This window comes from Nocardioides sp. S5-5, from assembly GCF_054954065.1.
Genome location: NZ_CP199913.1, coordinates 2,224,689 through 2,244,448 on the forward strand (window position 1 = coordinate 2,224,689; position 19,760 = coordinate 2,244,448).

Sequence of the window (19,760 nt, forward strand, 5' to 3'; positions counted from 1 at the left end):
GTAGGGACATGGAGCTCCGTGTCTTCACCGAACCGCAGCAGGGCGCGACGTACGACGACCTGCTGGCCGTCGCCCTCGAGGCCGAGAGGCTCGGCTTCGGCGCCTTCTTCCGCAGTGACCACTACCTCCACATGAGCGGCGACGGCCTGCCCGGCTCCACCGACGCCTGGACGACGTTGGCCGGCCTGGCCCGCGACACCACCACCATCCGGCTCGGGACGCTGATGACCAGCGCCACCTTCCGCCACCCCGGCGTGCTCGCCATCCAGGTCGCCCAGGTCGACGAGATGAGCGGCGGGAGGATCGAGCTCGGCCTCGGCGCGGGTTGGTTCGCGCAGGAGCACGCGGCGTACGGCATCCCGTTCCCCGACACCCGCCAGCGCTTCGAGCGGTACGCCGAGCAGCTCGCCCTCATCACCGGCCTGTGGACCACGCCGGTCGGCGACCGGTTCGCGTTCGACGGCGCGCACTACCGCCTCGAGGACAGTCCGGCGCTGCCGAAGCCGGTGCAGACCGGCGGCCACCGCGGCGGCGTGCCGCTGCTGGTGGGCGGGCTCGGCAAGAGGCGTACGCCGGCCCTGGCCGCGGCGTACGCCGACGAGTTCAACCTGCCGTTCGTCGACGAGGAGACCACCGCGGCCCAGTTCGGCCGGGTCCGTGCCGCGGCCGAGGAGATCGGCCGCGACCCCGAGACGATCACGTGGTCGAACGCGCTCGTGCTGTGCGTCGGCCAGGACGAGGCAGAGCTCGCCCGCCGCGCCGCCGTCATCGGCCGCGAGGTCGACGAGCTGCGGGCCAACGGGCTGGGCGGCACGCCGGACGAGGTGATCGCGAAGATCAGGCGCTACGAGGCGCTGGGCGCCCAGCGGATCTACCTGCAGACCCTGGACCTGGCCGACCTCGACCAGCTGCGTCTGGTCGCGGCGGAGGTCATGCCCCACGTGTGAGCGGGTGCCGGAGTGAGGGGAAACCGGCGAGGGGCGATAGCCTTGACCCATGACTTCTGCACCCTTCGGCACCATGCTGACCGCGATGGTCACGCCGTTCCTCGAGGACGGCTCGGTCGACCTGGACGGGGTGCAGAAGGTCGCCAGGCACCTCGTCGACCACGGCAACGACGGCATCGTCGTCTCCGGCACGACCGGTGAGTCCCCGACCACCACCGGCGCCGAGGACGGCGAGACGCTCGCCGCGGTCAAGGACGCGGTCGGTGACCGCGCCAAGGTGGTCGCCGGGGTCGGCACCAACGACACGCGCCACTCCGTCGAGCTCGCCAAGCAGGCCGAGAAGGTCGGCGCCGACGGGCTGCTGCTGGTCACGCCGTACTACAACAAGCCCAGCCAGCCCGGCGTGCTCAACCACTTCCGTCAGGTGGTCGACGCGACCGCCGTGCCCGTGATGCTCTACGACGTCCCGGGCCGCACCGGCACCAAGATCGCGCTCGAGACCTACGCCGCGGCCCGGCAGTGGGACAGCGTCGTCGCGGTCAAGGACGCCACCGGCGACCTGTCCCGCACCGCCCGGCTGGTCGACCTCGGCTACGCCGTCTACTCCGGCGACGACGTCAACACCCTGGGCTATCTCGCCTACGGCGCGACCGGTCTGGTCTCGGTCGTCGGCCACGTCGCGGGCAGCCAGCTGCGCGCGATGATCGACGCCTTCCGTGCCGGCGACCACGCCGAGGCACTGCGCATCCACACCGCCCTGGTCCCCGCCTTCGAGGCGATCATGGGCGTGGCCAACTACGGCGCCACGACCGCCAAGGGCGCGCTGGAGCTGATCGGGGTGCTCGACAACCGCCTGGTCCGGCCCCCGTTGCTGGAGCTCGGCGACGCCGAGGTCGCCGACCTCCGCACGGGCCTCGCCGCGGCGGGCCTGCTCTGATGAGCCACCCGCACCCCGAGCTGTCCACGCCGCCGAAGCTGCCCAAGGGCGGTCTGCGCGTCATCCCGCTGGGCGGCCTCGGCGAGGTCGGCCGCAACATGACCGTCTTCGAGTACGACGGCCGGCTGCTCATCGTCGACTGCGGTGTGCTCTTCCCCGACGACCACCAGCCGGGCGTCGACCTGATCCTGCCCGACTTCGCGGCCATCCGGGACCGGCTCGACAAGGTCGAGGCGCTGGTGCTGACCCACGGGCACGAGGACCACATCGGCGCGACGCCGTACCTGCTGCGCGAGCGACAGGACATCCCGCTCGTCGGCTCGCAGCTGACCCTCGCGCTGGTCAACTCCAAGCTGCGCGAGCACCGGCTGCGCCAGACGCCCTTCTACACGGTCAAGGAGGGCGACCGGATCTCGTTCGGTCCCTTCGACCTGGAGTTCGTGGCGGTCAACCACTCGATCCCCGACGCGCTCGCGGTCGCGATCCGCACCGGCGCCGGCATGGCGCTCCACACCGGCGACTTCAAGATGGACCAGCTGCCGCTCGACGGCCGGATCACCGACCTGCGGGCGTTCGCCCGGCTCGGGGAGGAGGGCGTCGACCTCTTCCTCACCGACTCCACCAACGCCGAGGTGCCGGGCTTCACCACGGCCGAGCGCAAGATCACCCCGGTCCTGGAGCAGGCCTTCGCCGAGTCGAAGCAGCGGATCATCGTCGCCTGCTTCGCCTCCCACGTGCATCGGGTCCAGCAGGTGCTCGACGCGGCGGTCAAGCACAACCGCAAGGTCGCCTACGTCGGCCGCTCGATGGTCCGCAACATGGCCATCGCCCGCGACCTGGGCTACCTCACCATCCCGCCGGGCGTGATGGTCGAGGCCAAGGAGCTCGCCGAGCTCGCCCCCGAGCGCCAGGTCCTGATCTCGACCGGCTCGCAGGGCGAGCCGCTCAGCGCGCTGGCCCGGATCGCCCAGCGCACCCACAACTTCGTCCACCTCGAGGAGGGCGACACCGTCGTCCTCGCCTCGAGCCTGATCCCCGGCAACGAGAACGCCGTCTACCGGGTCATCAACGGCCTGGCCCGGCTCGGTGCCCGCGTCGTCCACAAGGGCAACGCGCTGGTCCACGTCTCCGGCCACGCCAGCGCCGGCGAGCTGCTCTACTGCTACAACATCGTCAAGCCGCGCAACGTGCTGCCGGTCCACGGCGAGGTCCGCCACATGCTCGCCAACGGCGACCTGGCCAGGCAGACCGGCGTCGAGAACGTCGTCTACGCCGAGGACGGCGTGGTCGTCGACCTGGTCGACGGTGTCGCCTCCGTGGTCGGCAAGGTCGAGTGCGGCTACGTCTTCGTCGACGGCCAGTCGGTCGGCGACGTCACCGAGTCCGAGCTCAAGGACCGCCGGATCCTCGGCGAGGAGGGCTTCATCTCGGTGATCGTGGTCGTCGACTCGGTGGCCGGCAAGGTCTCCGCCGGCCCCGAGATCCACGCCCGCGGCCACGCCTGGGCCGATTCGGACTTCGAGCCGATCAAGCAGCCGATCGTCGACGCCGTCAACCGCTCGCTCAGCGAGGGCACCACCGACACCTACCAGCTGCAGCAGAACGTGCGCCGTACCATCGGGCGCTGGGTCAGCGGCACCCACAAGCGCCGCCCGATGATCATCCCGGTGGTCGTCGAGGCCTGATCTCGCGCCCGTAGGAATCACCGCTTAAGAGGTGATTCCTGCACTTACTGACCGTTGCAACGGTCGGTAAGTGCAGGGATACCCGCTGAAGCGGGTATCCCTGCACCCCCTGGTCCACCCCTACTGCTTGCCCTTCAGCTTGATCGTGACCTTCTGCGAGAAGGGCGCGACCGTGGCGTCGCCGGGGTAGCTCACGGTTGCCTTGACCTTGCGCTTCCCCTTCTTCCACAGCTTCTTGAGCTGCTTCTTGGCCTTGACCGTCAGCACGCCGTTGACGACGGTTCCGGTGTAGGTCTTGCCCTTGATCGTGACCGTCACCGTGCCGGTGGGCGCGGTGCCGACGACCTTCATCGTGACTGTGCCCTTCTTGGCCTTGGCCGTCGGCAGCACGGCGGCGGTCCCGGGCGTCGGCGGCGTGACGACGGGCGCGGTGCAGATGCTCAGCGCGACGTTGTCGATGTACCAGCCGTCGATGCCGTTGCAGCCGTCCATGCCGAAGTCGAACCGGAACTGGACGGTGTCACCGGGCTGGGCGATGTCGGCGAGGTCGATGGTCGAGGAGCCCCAGGCGCCGGTGGGCTCGCCACCGTCGGTGCCGGTGAACGCCGTCTGGCCCTCCATCGGGTTGGTGTTGCCGCCGGACGCCGTCTCCAGCCGGCCGCCCGGGGCGTTGTAGAGCCACGCCGTGTCCGGGACCAGGTCGTACGGCGACCCGTTGACGCTCACCTTGACGTTGCCACCGTCGAACTCCACCTCCGTGGCCACGTAGTGGTCGAAGGAGAGCCGCGGCAGCTCGCCGTCGGGCACGGTCAACGTCGGTGTCGCCACGCTCACCCGCGACGAGTAGTCCTCGTTGTCGTTGTTGCAGCTGCCGTAGTTGCCGTCGTCGCCCTTGTCGTTGAAGTAGAGCACCGACGGGCCGCCCTTGTGCGGCGTACCGCCCTCGGTGACCAGCGGGAGCTGGTTGGTGACGGTCGGGTCGAAGTGGGCGTGGAGCGCGTCCACGGACGTGGTCCACGAGGCGGGCAGACCGGACTCGAAGCCCTCCGACCACAGGCTCTTGGTCACCGTGCCCTCACCGCAGCCGATCGTGCCCTTCTTGAACATCGGCCGGAAGTTGCACTGCACCGGCTCGACCCGCAGCTCCGTGGCGTCCGCCACCGCCGCGACCTGTTGGCAGTCGGCCGCGGTGATCGCCGGGAGCGCACCGCCGTCGGCCTCGCCGCCGCCGGTCTCGCTGGTGCCCACGGCGAGCTTCTTGAGCGTGGTCAGCCCGGTCAGGTCGGCGCAGGACGACTCGAGACCGTCGGCCAGCTCGGCGAAGCCGGACGTCGAGGTCAGGTAGTTCGTCTGGGTGTGCCAGAAGATGTTCGCCGCCTTGTCCAGCCCGATGCCCTCGACCGGCACGCCGTTGTAGGTCCCTCCGTCGACGAGCAGGGCGTAGGTGTGGTTGACCACGCCGGAGTTGGTGTGGACGCCGCCGCTGTCGCCCGTGTCGCAGTAGTACTCCTCGTCGCTCAGCTTGGCCGGGTCGCCGTAGCAGTTCGGGTTCCACATGTCGCGGATCGCGCCGCCGAACGCGGGGTCGCCCTCGCCGGAGAGCCAGCGGTAGGAGTCGATGATCCCGCCGGGGGAGTCCGCCGGGCCGACGTCGATGGTCACCGGCTCGTCGACCGACTTGATCGCGGTGCCTGAGTCACCGTCGATCTGGGCGGCCGGGAGAGTGAAGGTGGCACCCGGCATGTCCCACGGGTCGTAGGCGGGGTCGCCGCCGACGATGATGCCCACGGCGCCTGCATCGACCGCGTTGGCGTCGAGGCCCTCGTAGTACTCGGCGAGGCTGTCGGCGTCACACTCGGTAGTGAGGTTCTCGTCGACATAGACCCAGTTGCCGTCGATGTCGTCGGCGTTGGTGAACGGCGAGCAGCCATCGGTCGGCAGGTCGTCGTGCGGCAGGTCCGAGGCATCCTGGCCCACGACGAGGGTCACCTCGGTCGGGGCAGTCGGGAAGGCTGGGCCGCCGGACGCCTTGACGGCGACGCAGTCGCCGGCGATCTCCTCGGGAGCCACGATCGAGATCGCGATGCCGATGCTGTACTTCGAGCAGTCACCGACGGCTCGCACGACGTCGGGCGCCTCGTTGTAGCGGTCGTTGAGCATGTCGACCGTCTCGCCCCAGATGTCCGAGTACGCCTCGTTCATCGCGCCCGGCTGCCACTGGTAGAGCAGGCCGGAGGTCTTCTCGGTGTAGGCGTGACCCCACTCGTGCGCCACGGTGTCGTCGGAGGAGACGCCCGAGCAGTAGTTGGTCGAGATGCCGTTCCAGTTGGCGTTGGGGCACTGGATCGAGGGGTCGTTGTTGACCGTGATCATCTTCGCGCCGGCGCCGTCGTAGGAGTCGCGGCCGAAGGAGTTCTTGAAGAACCAGTAGGCCTCGCCGGTGCCCTGCACCTCGTTCTGCTGGTCCTCGTCGAGGTCGTCACCGGTACGGCTCACCGGCCAGTCGTCACCCTCCACCCAGATCGGGGGGCTGCTGATGGACTCCTCGTGAAGCTCGCGGTCGAGGTCGTGGGCGATCATGGAGTACCGGTTGACCGGCTTGCCCGTGGCCGCGTCCAGGACCACGGTCTCGCGGACCTGCTTGGCGTCGGTCACCTCGACCACCCAGGCGAGCAGGTTGCGACCCTCGACGCCCTGGATGGCGCCCATCCGGTAGATCGAGAGGTCGGCCTTCGACGCCGTCAGGTCACCGCTGACCTTGGCCGCGTCGCGGCCACCGGCGGGCCCGGCCTTGACCAGCTTCTTCGCCTTGGCGACCGCGGCCGCCTCGTCGAGCGCCGGCGTCGTCGCGACGTTGATGCCGGGGGCGACGTAGCCACCGACGGAGGTCAGGTCGCCCTGGCGGTCGACGTGCGCGCGCAGCTTGCTCGCGAAGACGGGCAGACCCCGGTAGGTCTGGGTGAAGTCGACGGTGTAGCCGGCCGGGGACTCGCTGACCGTTCCCGGGCTCAGCTCCATGCCCGAGCCGCCGAAGGCACGGCCGTACTTCTTCACGTAGGCCGTCGCCTTCTCGGCCGCGCCGGCCGCGGATCTGGCCGCCTTGGTCGACGGGAACAGGTCGTCGGTCGCGCGGATGAAGCTCGTCCGCTCAGTGGCGGGAGAATTGGTGACGGTGACCTTGCCGGCCGCCTCGTCGCGCATCTCCTGGACCACCGAGGGGTCCGGCGGGGCCGCCTCGACGGCTGTCGACGGGACGACCGCGAGGGCCGCTCCGACGAGGGAGAGTCCGACGCCCTTCCTCAGGGCGTCTGCCAGGTTGAGTCTCACGAATGTTCTCCTCGAGATAGAACGCGCCGTCGGCAGGTCGAGGTGAGGATCTGCTCCTCGGCACTTCTCGGCACCCTAGGGGGCCAGAATGTGGAGGGTCCAGAGGTGCAGCGCAAAGTCTTCGTCGAGATGATGTTGGAACCGGAGAACCTTCAGGCTCGCACCGACACGCGCCCCTGTGGTCCCTGGGACTGGAGTGACGATCGCCTAGGTTTGGTGTCATGGCGACCCGTACGTCTTCCCCGCCGGCGTCGCGCAGCAGGACCAGCTCTTCCTCCCGCTCGGGCGTGAAGAAGACAGCCAGCTCGCGTACCCGGAGTACGACCACCAAGAAGCGCCCGCCGGCCAAGAAGTCGGCGGCGAAGCGGCCTGCCCCGCGGGCGGTGCGCAGCGGCCCCGGACCGGTGCTGCGCGCCTTCACCGCGCTCGGCAGGGGAGTGGTCGCCCTGTGGCTCGCCTTCGCCCACGGCATCGGCGCGGTCACCCGCGGCGTGGGCCACGGCGCCCGCGACATCGACCCCGAGCAGCGTCGCGACGGATTCGGGCTGCTCCTGGTCGCGGTCGCCCTGATCATCACCGGCGCGGTCTGGTTCGAGGTGCCCGGCGGCGTCATGGACTTCACCCGCGCCGCCGTGTCCGGCTCGGTCGGCAAGATCGGCTGGCTGGTGCCGCTGCTCGTCCTGGCCGCCGGCTGGCGGGTCATGCGCGACCCGGTCGGCAACGGTCCGGCCGGACGCCAGGTGATCGGCTGGACCGCGCTGTCCTTCGGCCTGCTCGGCATCGTCCACATCGCCAACGGCAGCCCCGAGCCGGTCCAGGGCGACACCATGCCGCTGCGCGACGGCGGCGGCGCGGTCGGGTACGTCGTGTCCGCCCTGCTGCTCGACCTGCTCCGGGCGCCGGCGGTCGTCGTACCGCTGCTGGCGCTGCTCGCCGTCTTCGGCGTGCTCGTCATCACGGGCACGCCGCTGTACCGGGTGCCCGACCGGCTGCGCGAGATCGGCGACCTGCTCCTCGGCCGTCACCACGACGAGGATGCCGCGCCGCTCAGCATCGACGACACCTTCGAGCGGATGGGCGACCCGGCGTACGACTCCCCGGTGCTGGCCGAGCCGAAGCGGCGGCGCCGCAAGAAGGACGAGGAGCCGAGCCCGGCCGAGGAGTCGATGGAGCTGCTCGCGCCTATCGACGCGCCCCTCGCCGAGGCCGAGCCGGTCGACCCGGAGGCGGGCTCCAACGCCCTCATCGCGCGCCGGCTGGCCCAGTCCGCGACCACCGACGACGAGACCGGCGAGCTCGAGCCGCCGCCGCACGCCGACCTGCCGCAGCGCGTCGAGCAGCTGGCGCTGTCCGGCGACATCGTCTACACGCTGCCCGACGCCAGCGCGCTCAAGCCGGGCGACCCGCACCGCGCCCGGTCCAAGGCCAGCGACGACGTCGTCAGTCGGCTGCAGGGCGTCCTCGACGAGTTCAACGTCGACGCCCAGGTCACCGGCTACACCCGCGGCCCGACGGTCACCCGCTACGAGATCGAGCTCGGCACGGGCGTGAAGGTCGAGAAGATCCTCGGCGTCCAGCGCAACATCTCCTACGCCGTCGGCTCTGAGGACGTGCGGATCCTCAGCCCGATCCCCGGCAAGTCCGCGGTCGGCGTCGAGATCCCCAACACCGACAAGGAGATCGTCTCCCTCGGCGACGTGCTCCGCTCCAACGTCGCGCGCAACGACCACCACCCGTTGGTGGCCGGTCTCGGCAAGGACGTCGAGGGCGGCTTCGTCGTCGCCAACCTCGCGAAGATGCCGCACCTGCTCGTCGCGGGCGCCACCGGTTCGGGAAAGTCGAGCTTCATCAACTCGATGATCACCTCGGTGCTGATGCGCTCGACGCCCGACGAGGTACGGATGATCATGGTCGACCCCAAGCGGGTCGAGCTGAACGCCTACGAGGGCGTGCCGCACCTGATCACGCCGATCATCACCAACCCGAAGAAGGCCGCCGAGGCGCTCGAGTGGGTCTGCCGCGAGATGGACATGAGGTACGACGACCTCGCCAACTTCGGCTTCCGACACATCAACGACTTCAACAAGGCCGTCCGCGAGGGCAAGGTCGAGGTGCCGCCGGGCAGCGAGCGCACGCTGACGCCGTACCCGTACCTGCTGGTGATCGTCGACGAGCTCGCCGACCTGATGATGGTCGCCCCGCGCGACGTCGAGGGCTCGATCGTGCGGATCACCCAGCTCGCCCGTGCCGCCGGCATCCACCTGGTGCTCGCGACCCAGCGCCCCTCGGTCGACGTCGTGACCGGCCTGATCAAGGCGAACGTCCCGTCCCGGCTGGCGTTCGCGACCTCCAGCCTCGCCGACAGCCGGGTCATCCTCGACACCCCGGGTGCGGAGAAGCTGGTCGGTCAGGGTGACGGCCTGTTCTTGCCGATGGGCGCCTCGAAGCCGATCCGGGTGCAGGGCTCGTGGGTCAGCGAGCCCGAGATCCACCAGGTCGTCAAGCACTGCAAGGGCCAGCTCGAGCCGAGCTACCGCGAGGACGTCACCGCGCCCGCGGCCTCCAACAAGGTGCTCGACGACGACATCGGCGACGACATGGACCTGGTCGTCCAGGCGATCGAGCTCGTGGTCTCCACGCAGTTCGGGTCCACCTCGATGCTGCAGCGCAAGCTCCGCGTCGGCTTCGCGAAGGCCGGCCGGCTGATGGACATCCTCGAGAGCCGCGGCGTGGTCGGCCCCAGCGAGGGGTCCAAGGCCCGCGACGTCCTGGTCAAGCCCGACGAGATCGATGCCGTGATCATGACCATCCAGGGCGAGGGGTGAGGGAGATGACCGAGACCGTGAGCCAGCCGTCCGCGCCGCAGATCGAGGTCCGCCGCACTGTCGCGCTGTCGGCCACCGTCGGCGGCTTCGCCGGCCTGCTCGCGATCGCGTTCGGGGTGCGCGCCTTCAGCAGCGGCAGCGCCCTGGACTGGCTGGCCTTCGGCGTACTGGCGCTGGTCGCCGTCGCCCACGTCGCGGCCCTCGTCGACGGCCGGGCGCCGCTGCTGGTCGCCGACGACCACGGCGTGCGGCTGCGCCACGGCGCCGAGTGGCGCGGCATCGCCTGGCCCGAGATCGACTGCCTCGAGCACCTCCCGCGCCGCGGCCTGGTCCGCGACGGGCACATCCTCGTCGACGGGTACGACGACCAGCAGCTCGTCGTACCGCTCACGTTGGCGACGCGCGTGGTCGGCGTCGACTCCGGCTCGCTGAGCGACGCGCTCGCCGACCTCGCCGCCGGCCGTGCCGACGTCGTGGAGGTGGTGCCGGGCATGGCCGACGACGACGCCGCGCCGCGGCCCGGATCGGTGCCGAGCCTGAGCGAGCTGTACGCCGAGGACGAGCCCGCCGCCCCCGAGGAGCGCCGCGGCATCGCGGCCCGGGTGGCTGCCGGCCTGAGCGGCCGCACGGCCCCCGTCGAGGCCGTCGAGGCCGACTTCGAGGACACCGGCGAGGTGATCCTCGCCGCGGACACCGAGTCCACCGACGAGCTCGCGGCCGTACCCGCGGACGTCGAGGACGACGCGCCCGCCCCCGACCGGCCGACCACCCTCGCCGCCCGGGTCGAGCTGGACCGCCCGACCCTGGTCCGGGCATCCGTCGTGGACGAGGTCGCCGAGGTCGGCGCGACCGGCGACGTCACCGTCGTCCTCGACGACCTGGCCGTGCGCCCGGCCGCCCAGCCGGTGATCGGCCCGGAGCTGAGCGCGGCCCGTGACCGGCTCCGGCTCACCATCGACCAGCTCTCCGAGCGGACCCGGATCCGGCCCCACGTCATCGAGGCGATCGAGGTCGACGACTTCGCCCCGTGCGGCGGCGACTTCTACGCCCGCGGCCACCTGCGCACCCTCGCGCGGGTCCTCGGCATCGACGCTGGCCCCCTCGTGGCGTCGTACGACGAGACCTACGCCGACGCCCCGGTCGACCCGCGCCGCGTGTTCGAGGCCGAGCTCGCGACCGGCGCCGGCGGCTCGATCCGCAGCACCCGCGGCGGCCGCAACTGGTCGGTGCTCATCGCCGCGGTGATGGGCGCGGTGCTCATCTGGTCGGTGGCCAAGCTGGTCATGGGCGGTCCCGCGCCGGTCGGCGACACGCCCGTGCTCAACCAGAGCGGCGGCATCTCCAAGGCCGCCGCCGCCAAGGGTGACCCGATCAGGCTGACCCTGGTCGCGGCCGGCGGGGGAGCCCAGCTGGTCATCCGCGACGCGGCCGGCGAGATCGTCTTCGACGGCAACCTGGCCTTCGGCCAGACCTCCGAGCTCAAGGTGGTGCCGCCGGTGCGGATCTGGAGCTCCGACGGCTCGGTGACCTACGCGATCGGCGACAAGAAGCCGCAGGCGCTCGGCGACACCGGCGCCGAGGTCTCCAAGACGCTCGTGGCCCCCTGAACCGGCCGAGTCCGACGACACCACCGAGGAATGCCGGCGGGCCACCGTCCGCCGGTATTCTCGACCGGACATGACCAGCACACCCACGAACCCCGTCTCGGTCGCGCTGCTCACCCTCGGGTGCGCGCGCAACGACGTCGACTCCGAGGAGCTGGCCGGCCGCCTCGCCGCGGACGGCTTCACGCTCGTCGACGACCCGGAGGACGCCGACACGGTCGTGGTCAACACCTGCGGCTTCGTCGACGCGGCCAAGAAGGACTCGATCGACACCCTGCTCGCGGCCGCCGACCTCAAGTCCACCGCTGATCACGGGGGCCGCGTCCAGGCGGTCGTGGCGGTGGGCTGCCTGGCCGAGCGGTACGGCGAGGAGCTCGCCGACTCGCTGCCCGAGGCCGACGCCGTGCTGGGCTTCGACGACTACCAGGACATCTCGGGGCGGCTGCGCTCGATCCTCGCCGGCGAGCGGCCGCATCCCCACGCCCCGCGCGACCGGCGGCTGCTGTTGCCGATCAGCCCCGCCGAGCGGCAGGCCGTCGTGGAGACGCCGGCCGCCGACGTCGACATCGCGATCCCCGGCCGCTCCGCGATCCGGCGCCGACTCGACGGCGGCCCGATGGCCCCGCTCAAGCTGGCCAGCGGCTGCGACCGGCGCTGCACCTTCTGCGCGATCCCCATGTTCCGCGGCTCCTTCGTCAGCCGCCGCCCCTCCGACGTGCTGCAGGAGGCCCACTGGCTGGCCGAGCAGGGCGTCAAGGAGCTCTTCCTCGTCTCGGAGAACTCCACCTCCTACGGCAAGGACCTCGGCGACCTCGGCCTGCTCGAGACGCTGCTGCCCGAGCTCGTGGCGGTCGACGGCATCGAGCGGGTCCGGGTGTCCTACCTGCAGCCTGCCGAGACCCGCCCCGGACTGGTTCGCGCGATCGCGTGTACGCCCGGCGTGGCGCCGTACTACGACCTGTCGTTCCAGCACGCCAGCGCCACGGTGCTGCGCCGGATGCGCCGCTTCGGAGACCCGGAGAGCTTCCTCGGCCTGCTCGACCAGGTCCGCGGGCACGCACCGGAGGCCGGTGTCCGGTCGAACGTGATCGTCGGGTTCCCCGGGGAGAGCGAGGAGGAGTTCCAGACGCTGTGCGACTTCCTGGTCGCCGCGCGGATGGACGTGACCGGCGTGTTCGGCTACTCCGACGAGGACGGCACCGAGGCCGAGAGGCTGGCCGGCAAGCTGGACGACGACGAGATCGACGCTCGCGTGCGGCACCTCAACGACCTGGTCTCCGAGCTCACCGCGCAGCGCGCCGAGGAGCGGATCGGCAGCACCGTCGAGGTATTGGTCGAGGAGTTGGACCCCGACGGCACCGGCGACGGCACCGTCGAGGGCCGCGCCGCCCAGCAGGGGCCCGAGGTCGACGGCACCACCCGGATACACGGCGTACCGGATGCGCGGGTGGGCGACCTCGTGCGCGCCGTCGTCGTCGCCTCCGACGGCGTCGACCTGATCGCCGAACCGGCAGGAGGAGCCTCATGAGCGAGACCAGCACCGCACCGGCCAAGCCGAGCAACTGGAACCTCCCCAACGCGCTGACCACGCTGCGGATCATCCTGGTGCCGTTCTACGGCTGGGCGCTGCTCACCGACGGCGGCGACTCGATCACCTGGCGCACCGTCGCCTGGGCGATCTTCTTCGTCGCGATGGTCACCGACAAGATCGACGGCGACATCGCCCGCGCCCGCAACCTGATCACCGACTTCGGCAAGATCGCCGACCCGATCGCCGACAAGGCGATCACCGGCATGGCCTTCATCGGCCTGTCGATCATCATGGACACCTGGTGGATGTGGACGATCACGATCGTCGTGCTGGTCCGGGAGTGGGCGGTGACCCTGCTGCGCCTCTCGGTCCTCAAGTCGGTCGTCATCGCCGCCGCCCAGAGCGGAAAGTGGAAGACCGCCGCCCAGGCCCTCGCCCTCGGCTTCCTCACTCTGCCGCTGCTCGAGGTCGGCGACGAGGTGGGCTGGCTCGACGTCCCCGGTGAGGTGGTCTACGCCGGCGCGATCGCCCTGCTCCTCGTCGCCTTCGTGCTGACGATCTGGTCCGGCTACGAGTTCTTCCGCGACGTCTGGAAGCAGCGCCACTCGATCCGCAAGCCGTCCGCCGGCTGATCCGTCGCTGAGATCGTGCGGTCGGGTGGACCGCAAGGGCAAGATCTGACGGCTGGGCGTTGCCTTTTCGTCACTTGATTTTCCTCAGGCTCTTGCCAGGGTGGCCGGCACCCGGCCTAGGTTAAGGAGCCTTCCCCCCGTTCTCGCCGGCATCTCTCGGGCGCGCGTGATCGGCTGTCCCTGCCGCTTTGACGACCTCGGAAGTAGCTCATGCGTTCAGTGAAACAGCTCTTTTTCGGCTCTCTCGGCGCAGCGCTCGCCGTGACCGGCCTCACCGCACTGCAGGCCACGCCGGCCCACGCGAATCCGGGAGGCACCGGCCTGGTGATCTCCGAGGTCTACGGCGCGGGCGGCTTCGCCGCCAGCGGCGAGCTGCCGCCGTCGGCCTTCACCCACGACTTCGTCGAGCTCTACAACCCGACCGGGACGGCCGTCGACGTGACCGGCTGGGCCGTCTTCTACGGCAGCCCGACGCGCAACTCCGGCGCCACGATCAGCAACAAGGTCGAGCTGACCGGCTCGGTCCCAGCCCACGGGCACTACCTGGTCCAGGGCGGGGGCAACGTCGCCAACGGCGCACCGATGCCGGCGGCCGATGTCAGCGGTGGCCTGAACATGGGGTCCGCGTCCGGACTGGTCATCCTCAGCGACCAGACCGCCAACCTGGCCCTGCCGACCGGTGACATCACGAACGCGACGGGGGTCATCGACGCCGTCGGCTATGGCACCGCCAACACCTTCGAGGGCGCGGCCCAGGGAACGGCCCTCTCCGGCACCGCCGCGGCGCAGCGCGGCGCGACCGGCGCCGACACCGACACCAACAGCGCCGACCTCACCGTCGGCGAGCCCACGCCGACCAACAGCCACGAGAACGCGGTCCAGCCGCTCGAGGCCGCGTCCCAGGGCGAGGTGACCGGCTACGACGGCGTGGCACTGACCCAGGTCAACCTGTCCGCGACGGGCGGTCTCGCGCCGTACACGTGGGCGATCACGGAGGGCACGCTGCCCACCGGCGTGACGCTGAGCGCCGCCGGCGCACTGACCGGTACGCCGAGCGGTGTCGGCTCGTTCCCGGTGACCGCCACGGTCACCGACAGCACGGCGGGCACGCCCGCCACCGACACGGTCGCCTTCACGCTCACTGTCGCCGCTGCGCCCTCGACCCTGACGATCGCCGAGATCCAGGGCACGGGCGCCGCCTCGCCCAAGGTGGGGCAGGTCGTCACCACCACGGGCGTGGTGACGGCGATGTACCGGGACCCGTCGTTCGCCGACTCCAGCTTCGACGGCATGTACATCCAGACCGGTGGCACCGGCGGCGCCAGCGACACCACGCCGGGGGCCTCCGACGCGATCTTCGTGTACGGCCCCAACGCGATGCCCGCCGGCGTGGCGATCGGTGACTCGGTCGAGGTGACCGGTCCGGTGAGCGAGGCCTTCGACGCCCTCACCGAGATCACGCCCGGCGCCGGCGGAGTCGTGGAGCTCGCCGAGCCGCTCCCCGCGGTGACGCCCCTCGCGATCGCCTACCCCACGACCGAGGCGGACCGCGAGGCCCAGGAGGGCATGCTCCTCGCGCCGACGGACGACTTCACGGTCACCAACTCCTACAACATCAACACCTTCGGCGAGATCGGGCTGGCGACGGGCGAGCGCCCCCTGCGGCAGCCGACCGAGCACGCGGCCGACACGGACACCGCCGCCCTCGACGAGATCAAGGCCGACAACGCCGCCCGCGCCGTGGCCCTCGACGACGGCACCTCGCTCAACTACATGACCAACGCCGCCGCCAAGAACCAGCCGCTGCCCTGGTTGACCACGACCAACGCGGTCCGGGTGGGCGCCGCGGTGACGCTGACCGGACCGGTCGTGCTCGACTACCGCAACAGCACCTGGAAGTTCCAGCCCATCTCGCCGATCTACGACGACGGCGCGGCCACGGCGACCTTCGAGGACACCCGGGCCGGGAACCTGGCGCCGGGCGCGGTCGGTGGTGACCTGAAGATCGCGACGTTCAACGTCCTCAACTACTTCAACACCACGGGCCAGGCGTACGACGCGCTCCCCAGCACCGGCTGCGACTTCTACAACGATCGTGCCGGCAACCCGATCGCGGTCAACCGCTGCGGAACCCCGGCCGCGAGCAACGGCAACGGTCCCCGCGGTGCGGCGACCGACGTCAGCCTGGCGCGTCAGCAGGCGAAGATCGTGACCGCCATCAACGCGCTGAACGCCGACGTGGTCGGCCTCCAGGAGGTCGAGAACTCGCTCAAGCTGATCGGCGAGACCGACCGCGACGACGCGCTGCGCTCGCTGGTGACGGCGCTCAACGACGCGGCCGGCTCCCAGGTGTGGAAGTTCGTCCACAGCCCGGGCGAGGCCACCCTCGCCGGAGCGGTGGCCGAGCAGGACGTGATCCGGCCGGCGTTCATCTACCGGGCGGCCAGTGTCGAGACGGTCGGCAGCTCCGACATCCTCTTCGGCACGACCGAGTTCGCCAACGCCCGCGAGCCGCTGGCCCAGGCGTTCAAGGCCAAGGGCGCGCTCGACAGCGACGCGTTCGCCGTGATCCTCAACCACTTCAAGTCGAAGGGCGACAGCGACCCGGCGGCGACCGGCGACAACGCCAACGACGCCGACACCGGTGCCTTCAACGGCGACCGGACCCGGCAGGCGTACCGGCTGCGTCAGTTCGCGGACGACTTCGCCGCCGAACGGGGCATCGACGCGGTCTTCCTCGCGGGCGACTTCAACTCCTACTCCCAGGAGGACCCGATCCGGGTCCTGACCAAGCGCGGCTACCACCTCGTCGACTCCACCCTGGACCCCGAGGAGGAGAGCTACTCCTTCTCCGGCCTGTCGGGATCGCTCGACCACGTGCTCGCCAACGACGCCGCGCTGGCGATGGTGACCGGCGCGGACGTGTGGGACATCAACGCGGCCGAGTCGCCGGCGTACCAGTACAGCCGCTACAACTACAACGTCACCGACCTGTGGCAGCCGGACCTCCCGTTCGCGGCGTCCGACCACAACCCGGAGGTCATCGGCATCGACGTCCCGGACGTCGGTGGACCGTTCAAGCGGGTGCAGGTGCTGGGCACCAACGACTTCCACGGCCGGATCCTGCCCTCCGGCGGCGACAGCGCCGGTGCGTCGGTGCTGTCGGGCGCGGTGAAGTCGCTGCGGGCCGACAACCCGAACACGGTGTTCGCGGCGGCCGGCGACCTCGTCGGCGCGTCGACGTTCGAGTCCTTCATCCAGGACGACAACCCGACCATCGACGCCCTGAACAAGGCCGGTCTCGATGTCTCGGCGGCGGGCAACCACGAGTTCGACCGCGGGTACGCCGACTTCGTCGACCGGATCCAGGACCGGGCGAACTGGACCTACATCGCGGCCAACGTCGAGGAGCCGGCCGGCCAGCCCGACAAGCTCGCCGAGACCTGGACCAAGACCGTCGACGGCGTGAAGATCGGCTTCGTCGGGGCGGTCACCGAGGACCTGCCGTCGCTGGTCAGCCCGGCAGGCATCCAGGGCGTCACCGTGACCGACATCGTCGACGCGACCAACGCCGCCGCCGCGAAGCTCAAGAAGAACGGCGCCGACCTGGTCATCCTGCTGGTGCATGAGGGCTCGCCGACGACCGACTGCTCCTCGCCGAGCTTCACCGACCCGTCGACCGTGTGGGGCAACATCACCCAGAACACCTCGGCCGACGTGGACGCGATCATCTCGGGGCACACCCACCTGCTCTACAACTGCTCCTACACCGTCGACGAGTGGGCGAGCGAGGGCCGCGACGTGACGAAGCGCCCGGTCGTCTCCGCCGGTCAGTACGGCCAGAACCTCAACCAGCTGGTCTTCACCTATGCCGGTGACGACCTGGTGGCCGTCGCGCAGGACGTGATCGGCATCGCCGGCACCGGATACCCGAGCGACCCGAAGGTCGACCCGATCGTCGACTCCGCCGTCGCCCAGGCCGACGTGCTCGGGGCCGCCGTACTCGGTCAGATCGAGGGCCCGTTCAATCGCGCCAAGCTGCAGAACGGCACGACCGAGAACCGTGGTGGCGAGTCGACGCTCGGCAACCTGGTCGCGGAGGTGCAGCGGTGGGCCACCGAGCAGCCGGAGTCCGGCAGCGCCCAGATCGCCTTCATGAACCCCGGGGGTCTGCGCCAGGACATGACGGGCACCGGGAGCGGCAGCCCACGGGACCTGACCTACAAGCAGGCAGCGGTCGTGCAGCCCTTCGCCAACACGCTGGTCAACATGCAGTTGACCGGAGCGCAGATCGAGACCGTGCTCGAGCAGCAGTGGCAGCGCACCTCGGCGGGCGCCGTACCGTCCCGGCCGTTCCTCCGGCTGGGGGTCTCGAGCGGGTTCACCTACACCTACGTCGAGACCCCGGTGACGGTGAACGGCACGGCCACCTTCCAGGGCGAGGTGACCGGCATGTGGCTCGACGGGGTCCCGATCGACGCCGCCCAGGTCTACTCGGTGACGGTCAACTCGTTCCTCGCCTCCGGCGGTGACAACTTCTTCGAGCTGGCCAACGGCGCGAGCAAGAAGGACACCGGGAAGATCGACCTGCAGGCGATGGTCGACTACATGGCCGCCAAGGCATCCGGTGCGGCGCTGCCGGTCGACGCCAGCCAGCACGCCGTCGAGGTGGCCTTCCCCGCCGATGCGCCGGCGTCCTACGCCCCGGGCAGCCACGTGCAGTTCGCTGTGGGGTCGTGGGCGATGTCCACCGCGGCCGACGCCACGGACGCCGAGGTGCAGGTGCGCCTCGGCGACCAGGTCCTCGGCAGCGCGCCGGTCGACAACACCATCGGGGACGAGGTCTACGACCAGTACGGAACGGCCGCGGTCGACGTGGTCCTCCCGGCTACGACGCCGGGCGGGGCTGCCACGCTGACCCTGGTCGGCGCGCAGACCGGCACCGAGGTGAGGGTCCCGATCGCGGTGACCGGCGGTGGGGTCGTCACCCCACCCGCGCAGCCGCAGGCCGTGGTGCTCGCCGTCAAGGTCAAGCCGAAGAAGGTCGTCGTCGGCAAGACGAAGGCCAAGGTCGTCGTCACGGCACTCGACGCCGCGGGCGCGCCGGTCAGTGGGACGGTGAGGATCAAGGTCAAGGGTCAGAAGGCCAAGACCGTGACCCTGGTCGCCGGCAAGGCCAAGCTCAAGCTCAAGAAGTTCACCTCGACCGGCGCCCAGCGGGTCAAGGTCACCTTCCCGGGCACCGCGACGCACCTGCCGAACAAGACGGTGACCACCTTCTGGGTGGTGCGGCGCTGATCGGACACGCCTGAGCTGGCCGAGGGCCTCGGTCGGTGCCCCGTGACACGATGCGGTCATGGAGTCACCGGCCGAGGCCCTCGTCCATGCCCTGCGCGACGCGGGGGCCAGCGTCGCGACGGCCGAGTCGCTCACGGGTGGGCAGTTGGCGGCGCGGCTGACCGCCGTCCCCGGATCCTCGGTGGTGTACGCCGGCGGCGTGGTCAGCTACCAGACCCACATCAAGGTCGAGGTGCTCGGCGTACCGCAGGACGTCGTCGACGGCGCCGGCGTCGTGTCGGCCGAGTGCGCCGAGGCGATGGCCGCCGGGGCCCGCCGGCTGCTCGGGACGGCGTACGCCGTGAGCACGACCGGGGTGGCCGGCCCCGACCGGCAGGAGGGCAAGCCGGTCGGCACCGTCTTCGTCGGCGTCGCCGGTCCCGGCGGCACCCGTGCGCTGGCCCTCGAGCTGTCCGGGGACCGCGCCCGGATCCAGGCCGCGACCGTCGAGGCGGCCCTGTCCGCTCTCGCCGAGGAGCTGGCCGCGCCGCGCTCAAGGGCCGGTCAGCCAGCGGAAGATCCAGGGCTCGGGTAGCGTTGGGTCCACGACCCGACCACCCACCCCCCAACCCACGGAGAGGAGTTCGCGATGGTTCTGTTTCGCCGATCGCTCGGTGACATCCTGCGGAGTCGGCGCGCCGAGCTCGGACTGACCCTCCGTGAGGTCTCCGGGGCGGCCCGGGTGAGCCTGGGCTACATCTCGGAGATCGAGCGCGGCCAGAAGGAGGCGTCCTCCGAGTTGCTGGCCTCGCTGTGCGACGCGCTGGAGATGCCGCTGTCCGATGTGCTGCGCGAGGTCGCCGACGCGGTGGCCCTCGAGGAGGCCGCGGCCCTGGTGGCCGCCGCGCCCACCCCGATCACGCCGCGCCGGGCCCCCGTGGTCGCCTCCGCCGCCTGAGTCGCGCAGCCAGCTCTGTCGTCCAGCCTCGCGTCAG

11 protein-coding genes are annotated in these 19,760 nt (G+C 70.8%); 10 read left to right on the forward strand and 1 reads right to left on the reverse strand.

The annotated features are described in order from the left end of the window. Positions 1 to 8 precede the first annotated feature (8 nt). The 3 genes from ACUP6Y_RS10455 to ACUP6Y_RS10465 are packed head-to-tail and all read left to right on the forward strand — an operon-like array spanning position 9 to position 3,569. A complete protein-coding gene (locus ACUP6Y_RS10455; RefSeq protein ID WP_462555994.1) occupies positions 9 to 947 on the forward strand; it encodes an LLM class F420-dependent oxidoreductase in 939 nt (312 codons plus the stop codon). 49 nt (positions 948 to 996) lie between these two features. After that, positions 997 to 1,884, forward strand: coding sequence for a 4-hydroxy-tetrahydrodipicolinate synthase (gene dapA, locus ACUP6Y_RS10460; RefSeq protein ID WP_462555996.1), 888 nt, complete (start codon positions 997 to 999; stop codon positions 1,882 to 1,884). Continuing rightward, on the forward strand, positions 1,884 to 3,569 hold the full coding sequence (locus tag ACUP6Y_RS10465) for a ribonuclease J (protein ID WP_462555998.1): 1,686 nt from the start codon (positions 1,884 to 1,886) through the stop codon (positions 3,567 to 3,569). Before dapA ends, ACUP6Y_RS10465 begins: the two co-directional genes overlap by 1 nt. Before the next feature lie 120 nt (positions 3,570 to 3,689). Here the strand turns inward: ACUP6Y_RS10465 and ACUP6Y_RS10470 are convergent, their stop codons facing one another. Further along, positions 3,690 to 6,896, reverse strand: a complete 3,207-nt coding sequence (locus ACUP6Y_RS10470) for a M4 family metallopeptidase (RefSeq protein WP_462556001.1) — start codon at positions 6,894 to 6,896, stop codon at positions 3,690 to 3,692. Between the two features lie 221 nt (positions 6,897 to 7,117). On the opposite strand from ACUP6Y_RS10470, the gene ACUP6Y_RS10475 reads away from it, so the two are divergent. From ACUP6Y_RS10475 to ACUP6Y_RS10505, 7 genes are all read left to right on the forward strand, one after another. Beyond that, complete coding sequence (locus ACUP6Y_RS10475) at positions 7,118 to 9,721, forward strand: FtsK/SpoIIIE family DNA translocase (protein ID WP_462556004.1); 2,604 nt, start codon at positions 7,118 to 7,120, stop codon at positions 9,719 to 9,721. A gap of 5 nt (positions 9,722 to 9,726) precedes the next feature. Further along, positions 9,727 to 11,328, forward strand: coding sequence for a helix-turn-helix domain-containing protein (locus tag ACUP6Y_RS10480; protein ID WP_462556008.1), 1,602 nt, complete (start codon positions 9,727 to 9,729; stop codon positions 11,326 to 11,328). A gap of 70 nt (positions 11,329 to 11,398) precedes the next feature. After that, entirely contained in the window at positions 11,399 to 12,853 is a 1,455-nt protein-coding gene (gene rimO / locus ACUP6Y_RS10485; protein WP_462556011.1) for a 30S ribosomal protein S12 methylthiotransferase RimO, read from the forward strand. Next, entirely contained in the window at positions 12,850 to 13,488 is a 639-nt protein-coding gene (gene pgsA / locus ACUP6Y_RS10490) for a CDP-diacylglycerol--glycerol-3-phosphate 3-phosphatidyltransferase (protein WP_462556014.1), read from the forward strand. Before rimO ends, pgsA begins: the two co-directional genes overlap by 4 nt. Positions 13,489 to 13,707: 219 nt before the next feature. Then, entirely contained in the window at positions 13,708 to 18,786 is a 5,079-nt protein-coding gene (locus ACUP6Y_RS10495; RefSeq protein WP_462556017.1) for an ExeM/NucH family extracellular endonuclease, read from the forward strand. Between the two features lie 58 nt (positions 18,787 to 18,844). Then, the gene (locus ACUP6Y_RS10500; RefSeq protein WP_462556020.1) at positions 18,845 to 19,360 is read left to right on the forward strand and encodes a CinA family protein; all 516 of its coding nucleotides are present in this window, start codon (positions 18,845 to 18,847) and stop codon (positions 19,358 to 19,360) included. A 54-nt stretch (positions 19,361 to 19,414) separates the two neighbouring features. After that, positions 19,415 to 19,723, forward strand: coding sequence for a helix-turn-helix domain-containing protein (locus ACUP6Y_RS10505; protein ID WP_462556023.1), 309 nt, complete (start codon positions 19,415 to 19,417; stop codon positions 19,721 to 19,723). The last annotated feature ends 37 nt before the right edge of the window (positions 19,724 to 19,760 follow it).